18 protein-coding genes are annotated in these 18,481 nt (G+C 71.4%); 13 read left to right on the forward strand and 5 right to left on the reverse strand.

Annotation, left to right across the window (positions count from 1 at the left end; translation table 11 throughout):
• Positions 1 to 43 precede the first annotated feature (43 nt).
• From cobM to cobC, 6 genes are read left to right on the forward strand one after another with little or no spacing between them, the layout of a single operon-like run.
• Complete coding sequence (cobM, locus tag ABXJ52_RS08400) at positions 44 to 868, forward strand: precorrin-4 C(11)-methyltransferase (protein WP_367040562.1); 825 nt, start codon at positions 44 to 46, stop codon at positions 866 to 868.
• Complete coding sequence (cbiE, locus tag ABXJ52_RS08405; RefSeq protein ID WP_367040564.1) at positions 865 to 2,136, forward strand: precorrin-6y C5,15-methyltransferase (decarboxylating) subunit CbiE; 1,272 nt, start codon at positions 865 to 867, stop codon at positions 2,134 to 2,136. Before cobM ends, cbiE begins: the two co-directional genes overlap by 4 nt.
• Complete coding sequence (gene cobJ / locus ABXJ52_RS08410) at positions 2,133 to 3,875, forward strand: precorrin-3B C(17)-methyltransferase (RefSeq protein WP_367040565.1); 1,743 nt, start codon at positions 2,133 to 2,135, stop codon at positions 3,873 to 3,875. The genes cbiE and cobJ overlap by 4 nt, the downstream gene beginning before the upstream one ends.
• Positions 3,872 to 4,501: a precorrin-8X methylmutase gene (locus tag ABXJ52_RS08415; protein WP_367040567.1), complete on the forward strand. Its 630-nt coding sequence runs from the start codon at positions 3,872 to 3,874 to the stop codon at positions 4,499 to 4,501. Before cobJ ends, ABXJ52_RS08415 begins: the two co-directional genes overlap by 4 nt.
• Positions 4,498 to 5,442, forward strand: a complete 945-nt coding sequence (locus ABXJ52_RS08420; protein ID WP_367040568.1) for a sirohydrochlorin chelatase — start codon at positions 4,498 to 4,500, stop codon at positions 5,440 to 5,442. Before ABXJ52_RS08415 ends, ABXJ52_RS08420 begins: the two co-directional genes overlap by 4 nt.
• A complete protein-coding gene (gene cobC / locus ABXJ52_RS08425; protein WP_367040570.1) occupies positions 5,426 to 6,514 on the forward strand; it encodes an Rv2231c family pyridoxal phosphate-dependent protein CobC in 1,089 nt (362 codons plus the stop codon). Before ABXJ52_RS08420 ends, cobC begins: the two co-directional genes overlap by 17 nt.
• 191 nt (positions 6,515 to 6,705) lie before the next feature.
• Here the strand turns inward: cobC and ABXJ52_RS08430 are convergent, their stop codons facing one another.
• Together ABXJ52_RS08430 and ABXJ52_RS08435 are read right to left on the reverse strand one after the other, a co-directional pair.
• The gene (locus tag ABXJ52_RS08430; RefSeq protein WP_367040572.1) at positions 6,706 to 7,647 is read right to left on the reverse strand and encodes an SCO1860 family LAETG-anchored protein; all 942 of its coding nucleotides are present in this window, start codon (positions 7,645 to 7,647) and stop codon (positions 6,706 to 6,708) included.
• Between the two features lie 382 nt (positions 7,648 to 8,029).
• Positions 8,030 to 9,121, reverse strand: coding sequence for an amidohydrolase family protein (locus ABXJ52_RS08435; RefSeq protein ID WP_367040574.1), 1,092 nt, complete (start codon positions 9,119 to 9,121; stop codon positions 8,030 to 8,032).
• Between the two features lie 100 nt (positions 9,122 to 9,221).
• Here ABXJ52_RS08435 and ABXJ52_RS08440 point away from each other — a divergent pair, with 100 nt between their 5' ends.
• The 6 genes from ABXJ52_RS08440 to thpD all read left to right on the forward strand — a co-directional run bounded on the left by ABXJ52_RS08440 (position 9,222) and on the right by thpD (position 14,778).
• Positions 9,222 to 10,325 carry an aminotransferase class V-fold PLP-dependent enzyme gene (locus ABXJ52_RS08440; protein ID WP_367040576.1) on the forward strand — a complete coding sequence of 368 codons (1,104 nt, stop codon included), beginning with the start codon at positions 9,222 to 9,224 and terminating at the stop codon, positions 10,323 to 10,325.
• A gap of 113 nt (positions 10,326 to 10,438) precedes the next feature.
• Positions 10,439 to 10,963, forward strand: coding sequence for a DinB family protein (locus ABXJ52_RS08445; RefSeq protein ID WP_367040577.1), 525 nt, complete (start codon positions 10,439 to 10,441; stop codon positions 10,961 to 10,963).
• A gap of 332 nt (positions 10,964 to 11,295) precedes the next feature.
• The gene (ectA, locus tag ABXJ52_RS08450) at positions 11,296 to 11,925 is read left to right on the forward strand and encodes a diaminobutyrate acetyltransferase (protein ID WP_367040579.1); all 630 of its coding nucleotides are present in this window, start codon (positions 11,296 to 11,298) and stop codon (positions 11,923 to 11,925) included.
• A gap of 92 nt (positions 11,926 to 12,017) precedes the next feature.
• The gene (gene ectB, locus ABXJ52_RS08455; protein ID WP_367040581.1) at positions 12,018 to 13,289 is read left to right on the forward strand and encodes a diaminobutyrate--2-oxoglutarate transaminase; all 1,272 of its coding nucleotides are present in this window, start codon (positions 12,018 to 12,020) and stop codon (positions 13,287 to 13,289) included.
• An 84-nt stretch (positions 13,290 to 13,373) separates the two neighbouring features.
• Positions 13,374 to 13,778, forward strand: coding sequence for an ectoine synthase (locus ABXJ52_RS08460; protein WP_361826232.1), 405 nt, complete (start codon positions 13,374 to 13,376; stop codon positions 13,776 to 13,778).
• Positions 13,779 to 13,878: 100 nt separating this feature from the next.
• Entirely contained in the window at positions 13,879 to 14,778 is a 900-nt protein-coding gene (thpD, locus tag ABXJ52_RS08465; RefSeq protein WP_367040583.1) for an ectoine hydroxylase, read from the forward strand.
• Between the two features lie 86 nt (positions 14,779 to 14,864).
• Here the strand turns inward: thpD and ABXJ52_RS08470 are convergent, their stop codons facing one another.
• Positions 14,865 to 15,932: an alkene reductase gene (locus ABXJ52_RS08470; RefSeq protein WP_367040585.1), complete on the reverse strand. Its 1,068-nt coding sequence runs from the start codon at positions 15,930 to 15,932 to the stop codon at positions 14,865 to 14,867.
• Positions 15,933 to 16,079: 147 nt separating this feature from the next.
• Here ABXJ52_RS08470 and ABXJ52_RS08475 point away from each other — a divergent pair, with 147 nt between their 5' ends.
• Positions 16,080 to 16,595 carry a MarR family transcriptional regulator gene (locus ABXJ52_RS08475; protein WP_367040587.1) on the forward strand — a complete coding sequence of 172 codons (516 nt, stop codon included), beginning with the start codon at positions 16,080 to 16,082 and terminating at the stop codon, positions 16,593 to 16,595.
• A 1-nt stretch (position 16,596) separates the two neighbouring features.
• Here ABXJ52_RS08475 and ABXJ52_RS08480 read toward each other — a convergent pair whose 3' ends face one another.
• Both ABXJ52_RS08480 and ABXJ52_RS08485 read right to left on the reverse strand, forming a co-directional pair.
• Entirely contained in the window at positions 16,597 to 17,643 is a 1,047-nt protein-coding gene (locus tag ABXJ52_RS08480) for an aminotransferase class V-fold PLP-dependent enzyme (protein WP_367040589.1), read from the reverse strand.
• Between the two features lie 61 nt (positions 17,644 to 17,704).
• Entirely contained in the window at positions 17,705 to 18,412 is a 708-nt protein-coding gene (locus ABXJ52_RS08485; protein WP_367040590.1) for a DsbA family oxidoreductase, read from the reverse strand.
• Positions 18,413 to 18,481 lie beyond the last annotated feature (69 nt).

Consider the following 18,481-nt stretch of genomic DNA (forward strand, 5'->3'; position numbering starts at 1 on the left):
CGACACCCACTGTTTTTCTGTTTCGTACGAGAGGAACCCACCCATGGCCGACGCCGAAGCCACCACCGGCAAGGTGACCTTTGTCGGGGCAGGGCCCGGCGCCGCCGACCTGCTCACCTTCCGCGCCGCACGGGCTATCGCGGACGCCGATGTCGTCATCTGGGCCGCCAGCCTCGTACAGGCCGAAGTCCTCGAACACGCACGCGCGGGCGCAGAGATCCTCGACTCGGCGACGATGTCCCTCGAAGAGGTGGTCTCCGTCTACGAGCGGGCGGCCACCGAGGGCCTGAAGGTGGCCCGCATCCACTCCGGCGACCCCGCCCTGTGGGGCGGCACGCAGGAGCAGGTCGACCGGTGCGCCGACATCGGCGTGGCCACCGAGATCGTGCCCGGCGTCTCGTCGTTCTCGGCGGTCGCCGCGATCGCGCAGCGCGAGCTGACCATCCCCGAGGTCGCGCAGTCCGTGATCCTCACCCGGCTCGGCGGCGGCAAGACGCCGATGCCGCCCGGCGAGGAGGTACGGGAGTTCGCGCGGCACGGCACGACGATGGCGCTGTTCCTCTCGACGGCGCGCAGCGGCCAGCTGGTGCGGGAGCTCCTGGAGGGCGGCTACCCGACGACCACGCCCGTCGTCATCGCGTACCAGGTGACGTGGCCCGAGGAACTCGTGCTGCACTGCACCATCGAGACCCTCGAAGAGACGGTCAAGGAGCACAAGCTCTGGAAGCACACCCTCTTCCTGGTCGGCCCCGCCCTCGCCGCGCACGGCACCCGCTCGCACCTGTACCACCCGGGCCACTTCCACGGTTACCGCAAGGCGGACCCGCAGGCGAGGGCCGCGCTACGGGCCGAGAAGGCCACCTCGTGATCACCGTCATCGGTACGGGGACGGGGGCGCCGCTCGACGCGGCGGCCCTGGAGGCGGCGCGCGGCGCGGCGCTCGTGGTGGGAGCCCGGCGCCACATCGACGCCGCCCAGCTGCCACCGGGGACGGCCCGTGTGGTGATGGGGCCGCTCGCCCCCGCGCTCGACGCCATCGAGGAGCAGTTGGCGAAGGCGGACGCGGCGACGGATGGTGGCGGTGTCGTCGTGCTGGCGTCCGGGGACCCGGGGTTCTTCGGGATCGTGCGGGCGCTCGCGGTGCGGTTCGGGCCCGCCGAGCTCGACGTGCGGCCCGGCGTATCGTCCGTGGCCACCGCCTTCGCGCGGGTCGGGCTCCCGTGGGACGACGCGGTGGTGGTGAGCGCGCACGGCCGGGACCTGCGCACCGCCGTGAACACCTGCCGTACACACCCCAAGGTGGCCGTCCTGACCGGCCCCGGCAGCGGCCCCGCCGAACTCGGCGCCGAGCTGATGCGCCGCACCGACACCCGCACCCTCGTCGTCGCGTCCGCCCTGGGCGACCCGGAGCACGAGCGTGTCGAGCGGGTCACCCCGGCCGAGGCGGCGAGCCGCGACTGGGGCGCCGCGGTGAGCGTCGTCCTGTGCCTGGACGAGGACCGGGCCCTCACGCCCGTACGCACGGTGGCCGGGCCCCGCCCCTCCCCAGACCGATGGGCCCTGGACGAGGCCGAGTTCACCCACCGCGACTCGATGATCACCAAGTTCGAGGTGCGCGCCCTTGCCCTGGCCCGGCTCGGGCCGCGCGTCGGCGACCTCGTGTGGGACATCGGCGCGGGGTCGGGGTCGGTCGCCGTGGAGTGCGCGCGGTTCGGGGCGGCGGTCGTCGCCGTGGAGAAGACCGCCGACGGCGTCGAGCGCGTGCGGGCCAACGCCGCCGCGCACGGTGTCGACGTACGCGCCGTGCACGGGGCCGCGCCCACCGTCCTGTCCGATCTCTCGGACCCGGACGCCGTGTTCATCGGGGGCGGCGGCCGTGAGCTGCCCGCCATAGTGAGCGCCTGCGCACGGCGTGCGCGGCGGACCGTCGTGGTCGCCATGGCGGCGATCGACCGGGTGCCCGCGGTACGGGCCGCGCTGAGTGGCGCCGGGTACGACTGCGACGGCGTACTGCTGCAGTCCTCGCGGCTCGCGCCGCTGCCCGGTGAGGTCTCGCGGCTCGCGGCGGCCAATCCGGTCTTCCTGGTGTGGGGCACCCGCCCCTCATCTTCCTTGCCTGAAGGAGTAGTTGAGTGATCGGCCTGATCTCCGCCACGGCGGCGGGCGGCGCGGCACGCGACCGCGTCGCCGCGGCGTGGCCCTCGCGGACGCGGGTGTACGAGGGTCCCGTGCGGGAGGCCTTGGAGCGGGCCTTCCCGGAGTGCGAGCAGGTGGTGTGCTTCCTGGCCACCGGCGCGGTGGTGCGCCTCGCCGCGCCGCTCCTGCGGGGCAAGGACGTCGACCCCGGGGTCGTGTGCGTCGACGAGGCCGGGCGGTTCGCGGTCGCCCTGCTCGGCGGGCACGAGGGGGGCGCCAACGCCCTGGCCCAGGAGCTGGGGGACCTCCTGGCGGCCACACCCGTCGTGACGACGGCGACCGACTCCGTGGACGTGCCGGGGCTCGACACGCTCGGCCTTCCGGTGGAGGGGGATGTCGCCGGGGTCACCCGCGCGATCCTCGACGGCGAACCGGTCGCCCTGCACGTGGAGTTGGCGTACCCGCTGCCCGCACTGCCGCCCAACGTCACACCTGGCCACGGGCACCCGGTGGTCCGGGTGACGGACCGGGCGCTCGAACTCGGCCCGGGTGAGGTCGTGTTGCGGCCCGGCTCGCTCACCGTGGGTGTGGGCGCGAGCAAGGGCGCGCCCACCGAGGAAGTCCTCGGGCTCATCCAGGACACCCTCCGGGACGCGGGGCTCTCCCCCGCCTCCGTCGCCGCGCTCGCGACCGTCGACGCGAAGGCCGACGAGCCCGGTATCGTCGAGGCGGCGGCGCGGCTCGGGGTGCCGGTGGTGACGTACGCGGCCGACGAGCTGGCCGGCGTCGACGTCCCGAACCCGTCCGAAGCGCCGCTCGCCGCCGTCGGTACGCCCTCCGTGGCGGAGGCCGCCGCGCTGCGCGGCGGCGGTGAACTCCTCGTGCCGAAGCGGAAGTCGGCGCCGGAGGGCCGTGCGCCCATGGCGACCTGCGCGGTCGCGCGCCGCGCGCCCCGCGGCCGGCTGGCCGTGGTCGGGCTCGGCCCCGGCGCCCGTGATCTGCTGACGCCGCGCGCCCGCGAGGAGCTGCGCAGGGCCTCGGTCCTGGTCGGCCTCGACCAGTACGTCGACCAGATCCGCGACCTGCTCAGGCCCGGCACGAAGCTCATCGAGTCGGGCCTGGGCGCCGAGGAGGAACGGGCCCGTACCGCTGTCGCCGAGGCCCAGAAGGGCCAGGCGGTCGCGCTGATCGGGTCCGGCGACGCGGGCGTGTACGCGATGGCGTCGCCCGCGCTCGCGGAGGCGAGCGACGACATCGACGTCATCGGTGTGCCCGGCGTGACGGCCGCGCTCGCCGCGGCGGCGATCCTGGGCGCGCCGCTCGGCCACGACCACGTGTCCATCAGCCTGTCCGACCTGCACACGCCCTGGGAGGTCATCGAGCGCCGGGTGCGCGCGGCGGCCGAGGCGGACATCATCGTCACCTTCTACAACCCGCGCAGCCGGGGCCGCGACTGGCAGCTGCCGAAGGCCCTGTCGATCCTCGCCGAGCACCGGGAGCCCACGACCCCGGTGGGTGTGGTGCGCAACGCCTCTCGCCCGGACGAGTCGGCGCTCCTGAGCACGATCGGCGAACTCGACCCGGCAGTCGTCGACATGATGACGGTCGTGACCGTTGGCAACACCGCGACCCGCGAGATCGCGGGCCGCATGGTGACCCCGCGCGGCTACCGCTGGCAGCAGGCGGACCCAGCGGCTCCTTCCGAGGCCCCGGCGGCCCCTTCGGAGGTGGCCAAGTGACCCGTGTCGTCCACCCCATCGAGCAGGAGTCGTTCCGGCGGCTGCGGGCCCGCCTCGACACCTCGCACTTCGCGCCGCTGACCCGCGCGGTCGTGGAGCGCGTCATCCACTCCGCCGCCGACCTGGAGTACGCGACGGACCTCGTCACCGACGAGGACGCCTTGGTGGCCGCCCACGCGGCGCTGCACGCGGGCGCGCCCGTCGTCACCGACGTGGAGATGGTCGCGGCGGGCATCACCAAGCGCGAGACGGTCTGCCGCCTCAAGGACGCCAAGTCCCATGCGGGGATGACCCGTTCGGCCCACGCGATCCGTCTCGCGTACGAGCAGGTGGGCCCCGGCGCGCTCTGGGTGATCGGCTGCGCGCCGACCGCCCTGGAGGAACTGCTCGTCCTGGACGCCTCCCCCGCCCTGGTGATCGGCCTGCCGGTCGGTTTCGTGGGGGCCGCGGAGTCCAAGGCGGCCCTGCGCGAGAGCGGGCTTCCCGCCGTCAGCAACGTGTCGGAGAAGGGCGGCTCGGCGGTGGCGGCGGCGGCGCTCAACGCGCTCCTGTACCACCCCGCTCCGGCCCGGCCGCCGCACCGTACGAACGAAACAACCGACGAAGCAATCAAGGAGTCCCCGTGACCACCCCGCCCGCACTGCTCATCGCCGGACACGGCACCCGTGACGACGCCGGGGCGGCAGCCTTCCGTGACTTCGTGCAGGAGCTCGCCCGGCGCAACCCCGAACTCCCGGTCGCCGGCGGCTTCATCGAGCTGTCCCCGCCGCCGCTGGGTGACGCGGTCTCCGATCTCGTGGACCGGGGCGTCAAACGTTTCGCGGCGGTGCCGCTGATGCTGGTGTCGGCCGGGCACGCCAAGGGGGACATTCCCGCGGCGCTCACCCGCGAGAAGGAGCGCCACCTTGGCATCTCGTACACCTACGGCCGCCCGCTCGGCCCGCACCCCTCGCTCCTGAAGGTCCTCGACCGCCGCCTGGACGAGGCGCTCGGCGGCTCGGCCCGCACGCCCGAGGACCGCGCGGACGTCACGGTGCTGCTCGTGGGCCGCGGTTCCACCGACCCGGACGCCAACGCCGAGGTGCACAAGGCGGCGCGGCTGCTGTGGGAGGGACGGGGTTACGCGGGCGTGGAGACGGCGTTCGTGTCGCTCGCGGCGCCGGACGTGCCGTCGGGCCTGGACCGCTGCGTACGCCTGGGCGCCAAGCGGATCGTGGTCCTGCCCTACTTCCTGTTCACCGGCATCCTGCCGGACCGCGTCCGCCAGCAGACGGACGGCTGGGCGGCGGCGCACCCCGACACCGAGGTGCGCTCGGCGAACGTGATCGGCCCAGAGGAGGAGCTGCTCGACCTCGTCATGGAGCGCTACCGGGAGGCGGTCAAGGGCGATCTGCGGATGAACTGCGACTCCTGCGTCTACCGCATCGCGCTGCCCGGCTTCGAGGACAAGGTGGGTCTTCCGCAGCAGCCGCACTTCCACCCGGACGACGACGGGGACCACGGTCATGGACACGGACATGGCCATGGGCACGGCCACCACCACGGGTCCCATGCGCACTCGCACTGAGGCCGAGTCCGGTACGGGGGCCGGGTACGACGGTGAACCGGATCTGCGGCATCACGGTGATGCCGAGATCCGGGGCGCCGGCGGCCTCACCGACCTCGCGGTCAACGTCCGAGCGAACACCCCGCCCGCCTGGCTGAAGCGGCACATCGCCGCGTCGCTGGACGGCCTCGCCGCCTACCCGGACGGCAGGGCGGCACGGGCCGCGGTGGCGGCCCGGCACGGCGTGACGCCGGACCGGGTGCTGCTCACGTCGGGCGCGGCGGAGGCGTTCGTACTGATCGCGCGTGCGCTGAAGGTGCGTCAGCCGGTGGTGGTGCACCCGCAGTTCACCGAGCCGGAGGCTGCGCTGCGGGATGCGGGGCATGCGGTGGGGCGGGTGCTGCTGCGGGAGGAGGACGGGTTCCGCCTCGCGGGGGCGGAGGTCCCCGATGAGACCGACCTGGTGGTGATCGGCAACCCCACGAACCCGACGTCGGTGCTCCACCCTGCTACGTCGATCACCTCACTGGCGCGCCCTGGGCGGGTACTGGTGGTGGACGAGGCGTTCATGGACGCGGTGCCGGGGGAACGGGAGGCGTTGGCGGGCCGCACGGATGTGCCCGGCCTCGTCGTCCTGCGAAGCCTCACCAAGACGTGGGGCCTGGCGGGGCTGCGGATCGGTTACGTCCTCGCCGCCCCCGAGACGATCGCCCGCTTGTCGCGGGCGCAGCCCCTGTGGCCGGTTTCCTCACCTGCCCTCGCGGCGGCGGAGGCGTGTGTGACGCCGGGGGCGCTTGCCGAGGCGTCGGCGGCGGCGGTGCGGGTGGCTGATGACCGGGCCCATCTCCTGCGCGGGCTGCGGGAGTTCGCCCCCTTCGGGGTGCGGGCGGTCGAGCCTGCGGAGGGGCCCTTCGTCCTGCTCCGGGCTCCGGGGGCCGCGGCCCTCCGCGAGCGGCTGCGGGAGCGGGGGTTTGCTTTGCGGCGGGGGGATACGTTTCCGGGGTTGGGGGTGGAGTGGTTGCGGGTCGCCGTCCGGGACCGGGGGACCACCGATCGATTGCTGGGGGCGGTGCGGGGGGTGTTCGGGGGGTAATTTCCCCAACCCCGCCCCTTCCCGAAAACTCGCTCGGCGCGAGGGCCTTGGTTGCCGTCGATCACCGGCTCCGCCGAGTTCGTCCTCAAACGCCGGACGGGCTGAAACCAATCAGCCCGTCCGGCGTTTGAGGACATCTTTTCGGGGGTCCAGGGGGCGGTGAGGAGAGCCCCGCAGGGCCCGCCCTCCCCTCAGCCCCTACGCCCCCGACGAGTCATCGCCACCGCAGCCCCGCCCCCGGCAAGCAGCAGAGCCCCACCCCCCACCAGGTACGGGGTGGCCGAATTCCCCCCGGTCTCAGCGAGGTTCGCCTCGGCAGGCTTGGCCGGCTTCGCCACCACCGGCTTCTCCCCCGTACCCCCCTGCGGCTTCACCGGCGGAGCCGAAGGCTTCGCGACCGCCGCGGGCGCCTCGCACGACGCACCCGCCAGCGTCACCGTCCCCTCCACCTCCGCGACATTCAGCTTCAGCGGGTTCACGGACACCTTCAGCTCCAGCGCGGTCGCCGCCGCCGTACGCGACGTCGTGTGCGTCCTCGACAGGTCGAGCCGCACCTCACCGACGCCCGGCACCGCCACCTGAGTCGTACCGCCCGCCGAGAACGTGACCTTCTTGCCCAGCACGGTGACGCCGCCCAGCAGATTCGCCTCGGCGACGGGCCGCTTGCCCGCGGCGCAGACCGCCTTGGAGGTGACCTGCTCGACCTCGATCAGGGACAGCAGCGGCAGGCCCGGCACATGCACCTTGGCCCGCGCGATGTTGCTGTAGCCCTCCGCCTTGCCGTTCTCGGCGGTCGCCTTCGCGGTGGCGACGTCCGCCCGCAGCACGCTGAACGGCTGCCCGCCGTTGACCCCGTTCAACTCGGCGGTGAGCGCGGTCTTCCCGGCGCTGGCCGGCGCCTGGACCTCGTTGAGCGAGACCTTGAGTGGGACGTTCAGGGTCTTGTTGAGCAGGGACACATCGAGCCCGGTACGCAGCACGACAGCGCTCGCGCGGCCCTTGTCGCCGCTGTCGCCGCCCGTCGCCGACGCGGTTCCCGCGGTGGCCAGCGCCGCGGGCCCCGCGACGAGAACCGTGGCGGTGGCGATCACGCCGAGACGGCGTGCGGGCAGGCGGAAGGCATTGCTGTTCAAGGTGGTGGAACCCCCACAAGAGTTACGGAGCCGCCGGCAGCGTCGCGCTTCGCTGGATGGGGACATCGCTTGAGCACGACACCGGCAACATCGACAGGGGGAATCTTTACGCACTGAGAGTGAATAGCCAGCGACGAAGCGTGAGTTCACTCCAAAGGGAGGTTTCCGCCTTTGCTTTCGAATCTTCCGGCACGCACGTTCCCCCCGACCACCCGAGCAACTCCCTGTCTCGAACACACCGGTTGACGCCAACGTCCTGGCCGAATGTTGCACAACGAACCGAGGCGCGTGCGCGTAACGCTCCGTCAACGTGGGTCACTTGGGCCATCGATGTCGGCCGCTTGGGCCGAAGGTCGGGCTGCGGCCCCCAGGGAGAGGCGGGCTACCCCACCACCCTCCCGTTCAGCACCACCCTCCGCGGCGCCGCCAGCACCCCCACGTCCTCCCGCGGATCGGCCCCGTACACCACCAGGTCCGCCGGCGCTCCCTCCGTCAGGCCCGGGCGGCCCAGCCAGGACCTCGCGCCCCAGGTCGTCGCAGACAGCGCGTCCACCGCCGGAATTCCGGCGAGCCTCAGTTCGGCCACCTCTGCGGCGACCAGGCCGTGGGCCAGGGAGCCGCCCGCGTCCGTGCCCGCGAACACCGGTACCCCGGCGTCGTACGCCGCTCGCACCGTGTCGTAGCGGCGGTCGTACAACTGGCGCATGTGCCGGGACCACTTGGGGAATTTCGACTCCCCGCCGTCCGCGAGCTGGGGGAACGTCGCGATGTTCACCAGTGTCGGGACGATCGCGACGCCCCGCTCGGCGAAGAGCGGGATGGTCTCCTCGGTCAGTCCGGTGGCGTGCTCGATGCAGTCGATGCCCGCCTCCACCAGGTCCCGCAGGGAGTCCTCCGCGAAGCAGTGCGCCGTCACCCGCGCGCCCAGGCGGTGCGCCTCGGCGATCGCCGCCTCCACCTCGGGGCGCGGCCAGCACGCCGTCAGGTCTCCTGCCTCGCGGTCGATCCAGTCGCCGACCAGCTTGACCCAGCCGTCACCCCGCCGCGCCTCCTGGGCGACGTACGCGACGAGGTCGGCGGGCTCGATCTCGTGGGCGTAGTTGCGGATGTAGCGGCGCGTACGGGCGATGTGGCGGCCCGCGCGGATGATCTTCGGGAGGTCCTCGCGGTCGTCGATCCAGCGGGTGTCCGAGGGGGAGCCCGCGTCCCGGATGAGGAGCGCGCCGATCTCGCGGTCGGTCAGCGCCTGCTTCTCGGCCGTGGCCGCGTCCACCGGCCCGTGCGCGTCAAGACCCACGTGGCAGTGCGCGTCGACCAGGCCGGGGAGCGTCCAGCCCTCGACCGTCGTGACGTCCGCCGCCCGCGACGGGCGGTCGTACGTCACTCTGCCGCCGACCACCCACAGTTCGTCCCGGACCTCCTCCGGGCCGACGAGCACCCGCCCCTTCACGTGCAGCACCGTGTGATCGCTCATGTACAGCAGCTTAGGAGCCTGTCGGTACGCTCGGTCCGGCAGCCCGAACGAACTCGTGAGCGAAGTGAGCAGCGAAGTGAGCAGCACCGTGACCCCACACGTGACGACGCATCCATTCCTTGACCTGGCCCCCTTGAGCGCCCAGCACTTCGCCTCCATCGAGGAGCGCGTCGCCGGTCTGCTCTCCACCTCGCAGGACGTCGTGATCATGCAGGGTGAGGCGCTGCTTCCCCTGGAGGGCTGTATCCGGGGTGCGGCGCAGCCCGGCACGACCGCCCTGAACGTCATCACCGGGCCCTACGGGCAGACCTTCGGGAACTGGCTGCGGGACTGCGGGGCGACCGTCGTCGACCTCGCCGTGCCCTTCCACACCGCCGTCACCGCCGAGCAGGTGCGCCAGGCGCTCACGGAGCACCCCGAGATCGACTTCGTCTCGCTCGTCCACGCCGAGGCCGCGACGGGCAACACCAATCCCGTCGCCGAGATCGGAGAGGTCGTACGTGAGCACGGCGCCCTCTTCATGCTCGACGCCGTCGCCTCGGTGGCCGCCGAGCCGCTGCTGCCGGACGCGTGGGGCGTGGACCTGTGCGTGATCGGCGCGCAGAAGGCGATGGGCGGCCCGGCAGGCGTCTCCGCCGTATCCGTGAGCGAGCGGGCCTGGGCGCGCCTCGCCGCCAACCCGCAGGCGCCGCGCCGCTCCTACCTCTCCCTCCTGGACTGGAAGGAGCGCTGGATCGACGGCGGCCGCAAGGCGTTGCTGCACGCGCCCGCCCAGCTGGAGATGCTCGCGCTCGAAGCGTGCGTGGAGCGCATCGACGCGGAGGGCCTCGACGCGCTGATGGCGCGGCACGCCACCGCCGCCGCGGCCACGCGCGCGGGCGCGATCGCGCTGGGCGGAGGGCTCACCCCGTACGTCCATGCGGCGAGGGACGCGGCCCCGGTGGCCACGACGCTGCGCACCCCGGACGGGGTGGACGCCTCGGAGCTCGTCGCCAGAGCCCTCGCGGCGGACCCGGTGCTTCCGCTGGTCGCCGGTGGCGGCGCCCTCGCGAAGGAGATGATCCGGGTGAACCACTACGGCCCGGACGCGACCCGTGGCGTCGTCCACGCCTCGCTCGCCGCGCTGGGCGCCGCGATGGGCGAAGCCGGCCGCACGGTCGACCTCGAAGCGGCACGGCGCGCGGTGACGGCGGCCTGGCAGTAGGAGCGCGGTACGGACCGTACGGACCCGTCTCCACCGCCCGACGCCCACCGCGCCCCCATCGCTCACAGCGAACAGCGGCCGCCCGGATCGCCCCGCATGGCAGCGTGACGGCCATGCCCACTCTCCCGGACGGCCGCCCCGTTCCCGACCCGACCGCCGACGAGCCCGCGATGCTGGCCGACTGGCTCGACTTCCATCGCGGGACCCTCGCGGTCAAGTGCTCCGGGCTCGATGACGCACAGACCCGTGTCGCTTCCGTCCCGTCCTCGTCCCTGACCCTGCTCGGTCTCGTGCAGCATCTGGCCGAGGTGGAGCGGAACTGGTTCCAGCGGGTGCTCGCCGGGCGGGACGTGCCGCCGGTGCACGAGGGACCGGCGGGGGGCTTCGCCCTGGACCCGGAGCGGACATGTGAGCAGGCCCTGGCCGCGTGGCGGCGTGAGGTGGCGGTGAGCCGGGAGCTCTGCGCGGGACGCTCGCTGGACGACGTCGGACGGCTGAGCGAGCAGGAAGCGGCCGTGTCCGGCATCTCCGAGGTCAGCCTGCGCTGGATCCTGGTCCACCTCATCGAGGAGTACGCGCGGCACAACGGGCACGCCGATCTCCTCAGGGAGGGCATCGACGGAGTGACGGGGCCGTAAATGCTCTACGTAAATTCACGGACCAATTCTCACCGCTTCTTTATCCACTTTATGAGCACAGCTTCCCGTATTCTTCTGCCCGCTTTCCGGGGACCTAAACACTAAGGTTTCGTCAGCACGAAATCTCACAATCCGGACATGCTTCGAGGGAGTTACGGTTCTGTGACGTACTCCACATCGCGCCCGGTATGTGCCGTATGACCCCATCAAATCAGGCCAAATCTCCGAGGTTTCCTGCGGGCGCACACCCGCGCCTGATAACACATACGGCGCTCCGACGTAACCCCTCCCGGCGATGCAATTCAAGAAATTGCTCGGTAAATTCAATCCGCATGACCGCTGCACAAGCCGATCTACCGACCGACCTGCACGCGAATTCCCTGGAAATGCCCGAGGGGTTGCGCCTCGACACCCCCGACGTCGCCGACGGTGCCGCCATCTGGCGCATCGCCCGCGACTCGAAGGTGTTGGACCTCAACTCCTCGTACAGCTACCTGCTGTGGTGTCGCGACTTCGCGGCGACCTCGATGGTGGCCAGGGACTCGAACGGTGAGCCCGCCGGGTTCATCACCGGCTACATCCGGCCCGAGCGGCCTCGCACCCTGGTGGTCTGGCAGGTGGCCGTCGACCAGGCGCACCGAGGCCGCGGCCTTGCCGGTGCGCTGCTCGAAGGGCTGACCGCCAAGGTCGCCGCCGACCGGGAGCTGGTCTCGGTCGAGACGACCATCACGCCGGACAACGCCGCCTCCCAGCGGTTGTTCACCTCGTTCGCACAGCGCCACGGAGCGTCCGTCGAGCGCACGGTGCTCTTCGACGCGGGGCTCTTCCCCGACGAGGGGCACCTGCCCGAGGTCCTGTTCCTCATCGAGCCGATCGCACAGAGCGTGCACGACGCACAGAGCGGGCACAAGGCACGGACCGGGAACGTCGCGCGGACCGAACCGGTCGAGCCACTCGGCTGAGTTCCCGCCCTTCCCCCACAGACTTCACGCGCTTCACGCACCACCCATCACCCCCCACCTCCCACGTCTTTCCATCTCCCAGGAGATCTGCTGTGACCATCACCCAGCCCGACCTGAGCGTCTTCGAGACCCTGGAGTCGGAGGTGCGCAGCTACTGCCGCGGTTGGCCCACTGTCTTCGACCGTGCGCAGGGCAGCCGCATGTTCGACGAGGACGGCCACTCGTACCTCGACTTCTTCGCCGGGGCCGGCTCGCTCAACTACGGCCACAACAACCCGGTCCTCAAACGCGCCCTGATCGACTACCTGGAGCGCGACAGCGTCGTCCACGGTCTCGACATGTCGACGACCGCCAAGCGCGCGTTCCTCGAGTCGTTCCAGAACATCATCCTGCGCCCGCGTGACCTGCCGTACAAGGTCATGTTCCCGGGCCCGACGGGCACCAACGCCGTCGAGTCCGCGCTGAAGCTGGCCCGCAAGGTCAAGGGCCGCGAGTCGATCGTGTCGTTCACGAACGCCTTCCACGGCATGTCGCTCGGTTCGCTCGCGGTGACCGGCAACGCCTTCAAGCGCGCCGGCGCCGGCATCCCGCTGGTGCACGGCACGCCGATGCCCTTCGACCGCTACCTCGAGGGCACCACCCCCGACTTCGTCTGGTTCGAGCGTCTTCTCGAAGACCAGGGCTCCGGCCTCAACCAGCCCGCCGCCGTGATCGTCGAGACGGTGCAGGGCGAGGGCGGCATCAACGTCGCCCGCGCCGAGTGGCTCCGCAAGCTCGCCGACGTGTGCGAGCGCTGGGACATGCTGCTCATCGTCGACGACATCCAGATGGGCTGCGGCCGCACCGGCGCGTTCTTCTCCTTCGAGGAGGCCGGCATCACGCCGGACATCGTGACGGTGTCCAAGTCCATCAGCGGCTACGGCATGCCGATGGCGCTGACGCTGTTCAAGCCCGAGCTGGACATCTGGGAGCCGGGCGAGCACAACGGCACCTTCCGCGGCAACAACCCCGCGTTCGTCACGGCCGCCGCCGCCCTGGAGACCTACTGGTCCGACGGCCCGGCCATGGAGAAGCAGACCCGCGCACGCGGCGAGCAGGTCGAGGAGGCCTTCGCCGCCATCGTCGACGAGAACCCCGGCGCCATCAAGGAGTACCGCGGCCGCGGTCTCGTCTGGGGCATGGAGTTCATCGACAAGGCACGCGCGGGCGCCATCGCCAAGCGCGCCTTCGAACTCGGTCTGCTCATCGAGACCTCAGGACCCGAGAGCGAGGTCGTCAAGCTCCTTCCGGCGCTGACGATCACCGCCGACGAGCTGGACGAAGGACTTCGCACGCTCGCCCGCGCGGTGCGCGAGACCGCCTGAGCGGTGCGCCGGGCCGCCGCCGCACCGGCGGCGGCCCGGCCGCCCGCCTCCTCACCCCCGTAAGAGAAAAGGAACCAACTCACCGTGATCGTCCGTTCGTTCAAGGACATTGAAGGCACCGACCGGCACGTGAAGTCCGCGTCCGGCACCTGGGAGAGCAAGCGCATCGTCCTCGCCAAGGAGCGGGTGGGCTTCTCGGTCCACGAGACCATCCTGTACGCGGGTACGGAGACGTCGATGTGGTATGCCAACCACATCGAGGCCGTCGTGTGCACCAAGGGCGAGGCCGAGCTGACCGACGACACGACCGGCGAGAAGTACACGATCACGCCGGGCACGATGTACCTGCTCGACGGGCACGAGAAGCACACGATGCGGATCAAGGAGGACTTCCACTGCATCTGTGTCTTCAACCCGCCCGTCACGGGTCGTGAGGACCACGACGAGAACGGCGTGTACCCGCTGCTCACGGAGCCGGAGCCGGCCTAGCCGGAGCACGCCCCAAGAATCTCCCTCGCCGCCCTTTCCTCTGGGCGGCGGGGGTGTACATCCCGGAAAGGGCCGTACGAGAGGAGAGGCAGGCAACACCATGACCACCGCACCCGAACGCACCGCCGATCTGTACCCGACCCGAGGCACCGAAGAGGTCCTCATCGAGCGCAAGGACCCCGTCGTGTGGTCCGAGCCGGGTACGCCGGGGCCGATCGCGGCCGATGAACTGGCGGGGTTCGAACGGGACGGTTTCCTGGCGATCGACCAGCTCATCACCCCGGACGAGGTGAGCGTCTACCACGCCGAGCTTGAGCGGTTGATCGGTGACCCCACGATGCGGGCGGACGAGCGCTCCATCGTGGAGCCGCGTTCCCAGGAGATCCGCACCATCTTCGAGGTGCACAAGATCAGCGAGCTGTTCAAGAAGCTCGCGGCCGACCCGCGAGTGGTGGGTCGGGCCCGGCAGATCCTGGGTTCCGACGTGTACGTCCACCAGTCCCGGATCAACGTGAAGCCCGGCTTCGGAGCCTCCGGGTTCTACTGGCACTCGGACTTCGAGACCTGGCACGCCGAGGACGGACTCGCGAACATGCGGACCGTCTCCGTCTCCATCGCGCTCACCAAGAATCACGACACCAACGGCGGCCTCATGATCATGCCGGGGTCGCACAAGACGTTCCTCGGCTGTGAAGGCGCGACGCCGAAGGACAACTACAAGCGGTCCCTGCAGATGCAGGACGCGGGCATTCCCTCGAACGAGACGCTGACCAGCCTCGCCTCGGACTACGGCATCCGGCTCTTCACCGGTGAGGCGGGCTCCGCTACCTGGTTCGACTGCAATGCCATGCACGGTTCGGGGGACAACATCACGCCGTTCCCGCGCAGCAACGTCTTCATCGTGTTCAACAGTGTGGAGAACACGGCGGTGGAGCCGTTCGCGGCACCGGTCCGGCGACCGGAATTCATCGGGGCCAGGGACTTCACTCCGGTGAAGTGAGCAGCCGCTGAAGCAGGCGGTCCCGTACGAGAGTTGGCCCGGCACCTGGGGGTGCCGGGCCACACTTGTCTCCGCTGCCCGCGCGGCTACAGCGCCGGGTAGTCGGTGTAGCCCTTCTCCGTGCCGCCGTAGAACGTCGTCGGGTCCGGCGTGTTGTACGGGCCTTCGGTCTTGAGGCGGGCCGGCAGGTCGGGGTTGGCGAGGAACAGCGAGCCGAACGCGACGACGTCCGCGGTGCCGTCCTCCACCAGGGCGAGCGCGTCGTGGCCCGTGGGTCCCTCCGTGGCCGGGTTCAGGACGAAGGGTCCGTTGAAGCCGTCGCGCAGGGTGCTCACCAGCTCGCGGACCGGCCCCACCTCCATGACGTGCAGGTACGCCAGGTCGAGGGCGCTCAGCTCCTTCACCAGGGAGGTGTACGTCGCCTCCAGCTCGGTCTCCGGCTCGGAGATGTCGTTGAAGGGGTTGCCGGGAGAAAGCCGGATGCCGGTGCGGGCCGCGCCGATCTCGGCGGCCACCGCCCTCGCGGTCTCGACCGCGAAGCGGATGCGGTTCTCCGGGGTGCCGCCCCATTCGTCGGTGCGGCGGTTGGAGCCCGGTGCCAGGAACTGGTGGATCAAGTAGCCGTTGGCGCCGTGCAGTTCGACTCCGTCGAAGCCCGCGTCGATCGCGTTGCGGGCCGCGGCCGCGAAGTCGGCGATGGTGGCGCGGACCTCTTCGCCGGTCAGCTCGCGCGGCGTGACGTAGTCCTTGGGGCCCTCCGCCGTGTACACCTGCCCCTCGGCCGCGACGGCCGACGGGGCGACGTTCACCAGGCCGTCGGGGAGCAGTACGGGGTGTCCGATGCGGCCCGCGTGCATGAGCTGCGCGAAGATCCTGCCGCCCGCGGCGTGCACGGCGGCCGTGACCTTGCGCCAGGACGCCACCTGCTCGGCGGAGTGCAGGCCCGGGGTGTCCGGGTAGCCCTGGCCGACGACGGAGGGCTGGATGCCCTCCGTGATGATCAGGCCCGCCGAGGCGCGCTGGGCGTAGTACTCGGCGGTGAGATCCGTGGCGGTGGCGCCCTCGCCGGCCCGGCTTCGGGTCATGGGAGCCATGGCGATGCGGTTGGCGAGCGGGGTGCCCGCGAGGTCGATGGAGTCGAACGCGGTGGTCATCTTGGTGCCCCCAGGAAAGGTGATTGGTCGGCCAAGTAATTGAACCGGACGCCACTGTAACCTATTCCTTGGTCGGCCAAGCTAATCTGGAGAAGTACAGCTCCTCCCCTCCCAGAGGAGGACGTCTCCTCCCCCTCAGGAGCCCTCATGAACGCCTCGGGCGAACCCGCCGACCCTGCCGACCCCGCCTGTACCGAGCTCCCCACCGCGGCGCGGCGGGGCCCCGTCAGCCACACCGTGAGCAGGGTGGCCCGGCTGCACCGGATCGCGGCGGGCAAGGTGCTGAAGAAGCTCGGGCTCTACCCCGGCCAGGAGTTCGTGATGATGTACCTCTGGGACGCGGGGCCGGTGCGGCAGTCGGAGCTCATCAAGGCGGTCGACCTGGACCCCTCGACGGTCACCAAGATGCTGCAACGCCTCGAACAGTCGGGCCACGTACGCCGCAGCCCCGACCCGGCCGACCGCCGCGCGGTACTGGTCGAGGCCACGGACGCGAGCTGCGGGCTCCTCGCGGAGGTGGAGCGTGCGTGGGGCGAACTGGAGGAGCAGACGCTGGCCGGCCTCGACGCGGGCGAGCGGGCGGAGCTGGCGCGGCTCCTGGGCCGGGTGGAGGCGAACCTGTGCACGGAGACGGCCGACTGCCCCTTGGAGGGGCGGGGCTAGGTCAGCCGGAGAGCACGTCGAGGACGCGGTCCACGTCGGCCTCTGTGTTGTACAGATGGAACGAGGCCCGCAGGTGTCCCGCCCGCGCGGACGTGATGATGCCGGCCCGGCTCAACTCGGGCTCTCTGCCCGCGAGTCCGGGGACCGAGACGATGGGTGAGGCGCCGGGCACCGGCTCGTGGCCGAGGTCCGCGAGCCCGGCGCGGTAACGGGCCGCCAGCGCCGTGTCGTGGGCGTGCACCGCCTCGATGCCGGTCTCTTCGAGGTACGCCAGGGCCGCCGCCGCCCCGTGGTACGCGAGGAAGGCGGGGGGCTCGTCGAAACGGCGGGCGTCGGGGGCCAGTTCCGTGAGCGGGCCGTACGTCGCGTTCCAGCTCTCGGCCGCGGCGAGCCAGCCGCCGTGCAACGGCACGAGGGATTCCTGCGCTTCCTCGCTCACCGTCAGGAACGACGTGCCGCGCGGGCAGAGCAGCCACTTGAAGGCGCCGGTGACGGTGTAGTCGTACAGACTCGCGTCGAAGGGCAGCCAACCCGCCGCCTGTGTCGCGTCGTTGAGGGTGCGGGCGCCGTGGACGGCGGCAGCCTCGCGCACCGCCGCGTCGTCGGCGATGCGGCCGTCGGCCGACTGCACGCCGGAGTACACGACGAGGGCCGTGGTGGGACGGATCGCCTCGGCGAGCTGGTCGAGCGGCGCGTAACGGATCTTGAGGTCGCCGCGGACCACGAAGGGGTTGATGATCGAGCTGAAATCCCCCTCGGGGAAGAGGACTTCGGAGCCGGGCCGCTGCGCCGCGGCGATCAGTCCGGCGTGCACGGCGACCGAGCCGCCGTTGGCCACGCGCGCGTGCGGCACGCCGACGAGCCGCGCGAAGGACTCGCGGGCGGCCTGCACGATCCCGAAGTCGCCCGAGCCGCCGCGCCTGCCCGTGCCGTTCTCCGCCGCGAGAGCCTGGATCGCCTCGACGGCCGTCGCGGGCAGCAGGCCGCAGCTCGCCGTGTTCAGATAAGTCGACGTGGGCGCGAACGCGGCGCCGGTAGTGATCCCCATGGGGTCAACTCTCGCGCCCCTTCGCACCCACGTCCATCACCGACTGTGGAGATCGTGGGGTTCAGGCCTGCGGGACCGCGCAGCCGTCGGGGCCGCAGGCGTCCCCGTCCGCGAGCGTGGTGAGGGGCGAGCGGCTGCCCCACGCCTGCTCCAGGGCCTGCGTGAAGACATCGGCGGGCTGGGCGCCGGAGACCCCGTACTTGCGGTCGAGGACGAAGAACGGCACGCCGTTCGCGCCGAGCTCGGCGGCCTCGCGCTCGTCGGTGCGTACGTCGTCGGCGTAGCGGGACGGGTCGGCGAGCACCGCACGGGCCGCGTCCGCGTCGAGGCCGGCCGCGACCGCGAGCTCCACGAGCCGTTCGTCGTCGTCGAAGACGGAGCGCTCCTCGGCGAAGTTGGCGCGGTACAGGAGCCCGAGCAGCTCGTCCTGCCTGCCCTGCTCCTTGGCGAAGTGCAGCAGGCGGTGCATGTCGAAGGTGCTGCCGTGGTCGCGTCCCTCGGTGAGGTAGTCAAGGCCTTCGGACGAGGCGTTCACACCGAGGTTCCGCTCGGCCTCCTGTGCCTGCTCCTCGCTCATGCCGTACTTCTTGGCGAGCATCGGGATCACGAGCCCGCTGTCGCCCTTGACGCGCGAGGGGTCGAGCTCGAAGGAACGGTGCACCACCTCGACGTCGTCGCGGTGCGGGAAGGCGGCGAGCGCCTTCTCGAAGCGGGCCTTGCCCACGTAGCACCAGGGGCAGGCGATGTCGCTCCAGATCTCGACGCGCATGTGACTGGCTCTCTTCAGGTCGAACGGTAGTACGGAGGGTCCCTCCGGTCAGTTGAAGAACGTACGACC

The organism is Streptomyces sp. Je 1-332 (genome assembly GCF_040730185.1).
Classification (GTDB): domain Bacteria; phylum Actinomycetota; class Actinomycetes; order Streptomycetales; family Streptomycetaceae; genus Streptomyces.

What these genes read in the sequence shown, in the direction of transcription:
- cobM (WP_367040562.1), top strand. Translation starts at nt 44, where the DNA reads ATGGCCGACGCCGAAGCCACCACCGGCAAGGTGACCTTTGTCGGGGCA.
- cobC (WP_367040570.1), top strand. Translation starts at nt 5,426, where the DNA reads ATGCGCACTCGCACTGAGGCCGAGTCCGGTACGGGGGCCGGGTACGAC.
- ABXJ52_RS08435 (WP_367040574.1), bottom strand. Translation starts at nt 9,121, where the DNA reads ATGAGCGATCACACGGTGCTGCACGTGAAGGGGCGGGTGCTCGTCGGC.
- ABXJ52_RS08445 (WP_367040577.1), top strand. Translation starts at nt 10,439, where the DNA reads ATGCCCACTCTCCCGGACGGCCGCCCCGTTCCCGACCCGACCGCCGAC.
- ectA (WP_367040579.1), top strand. Translation starts at nt 11,296, where the DNA reads ATGACCGCTGCACAAGCCGATCTACCGACCGACCTGCACGCGAATTCC.
- thpD (WP_367040583.1), top strand. Translation starts at nt 13,879, where the DNA reads ATGACCACCGCACCCGAACGCACCGCCGATCTGTACCCGACCCGAGGC.
- ABXJ52_RS08470 (WP_367040585.1), bottom strand. Translation starts at nt 15,932, where the DNA reads ATGACCACCGCGTTCGACTCCATCGACCTCGCGGGCACCCCGCTCGCC.
- ABXJ52_RS08475 (WP_367040587.1), top strand. Translation starts at nt 16,080, where the DNA reads ATGAACGCCTCGGGCGAACCCGCCGACCCTGCCGACCCCGCCTGTACC.
- ABXJ52_RS08480 (WP_367040589.1), bottom strand. Translation starts at nt 17,643, where the DNA reads ATGGGGATCACTACCGGCGCCGCGTTCGCGCCCACGTCGACTTATCTG.
- ABXJ52_RS08485 (WP_367040590.1), bottom strand. Translation starts at nt 18,412, where the DNA reads ATGCGCGTCGAGATCTGGAGCGACATCGCCTGCCCCTGGTGCTACGTG.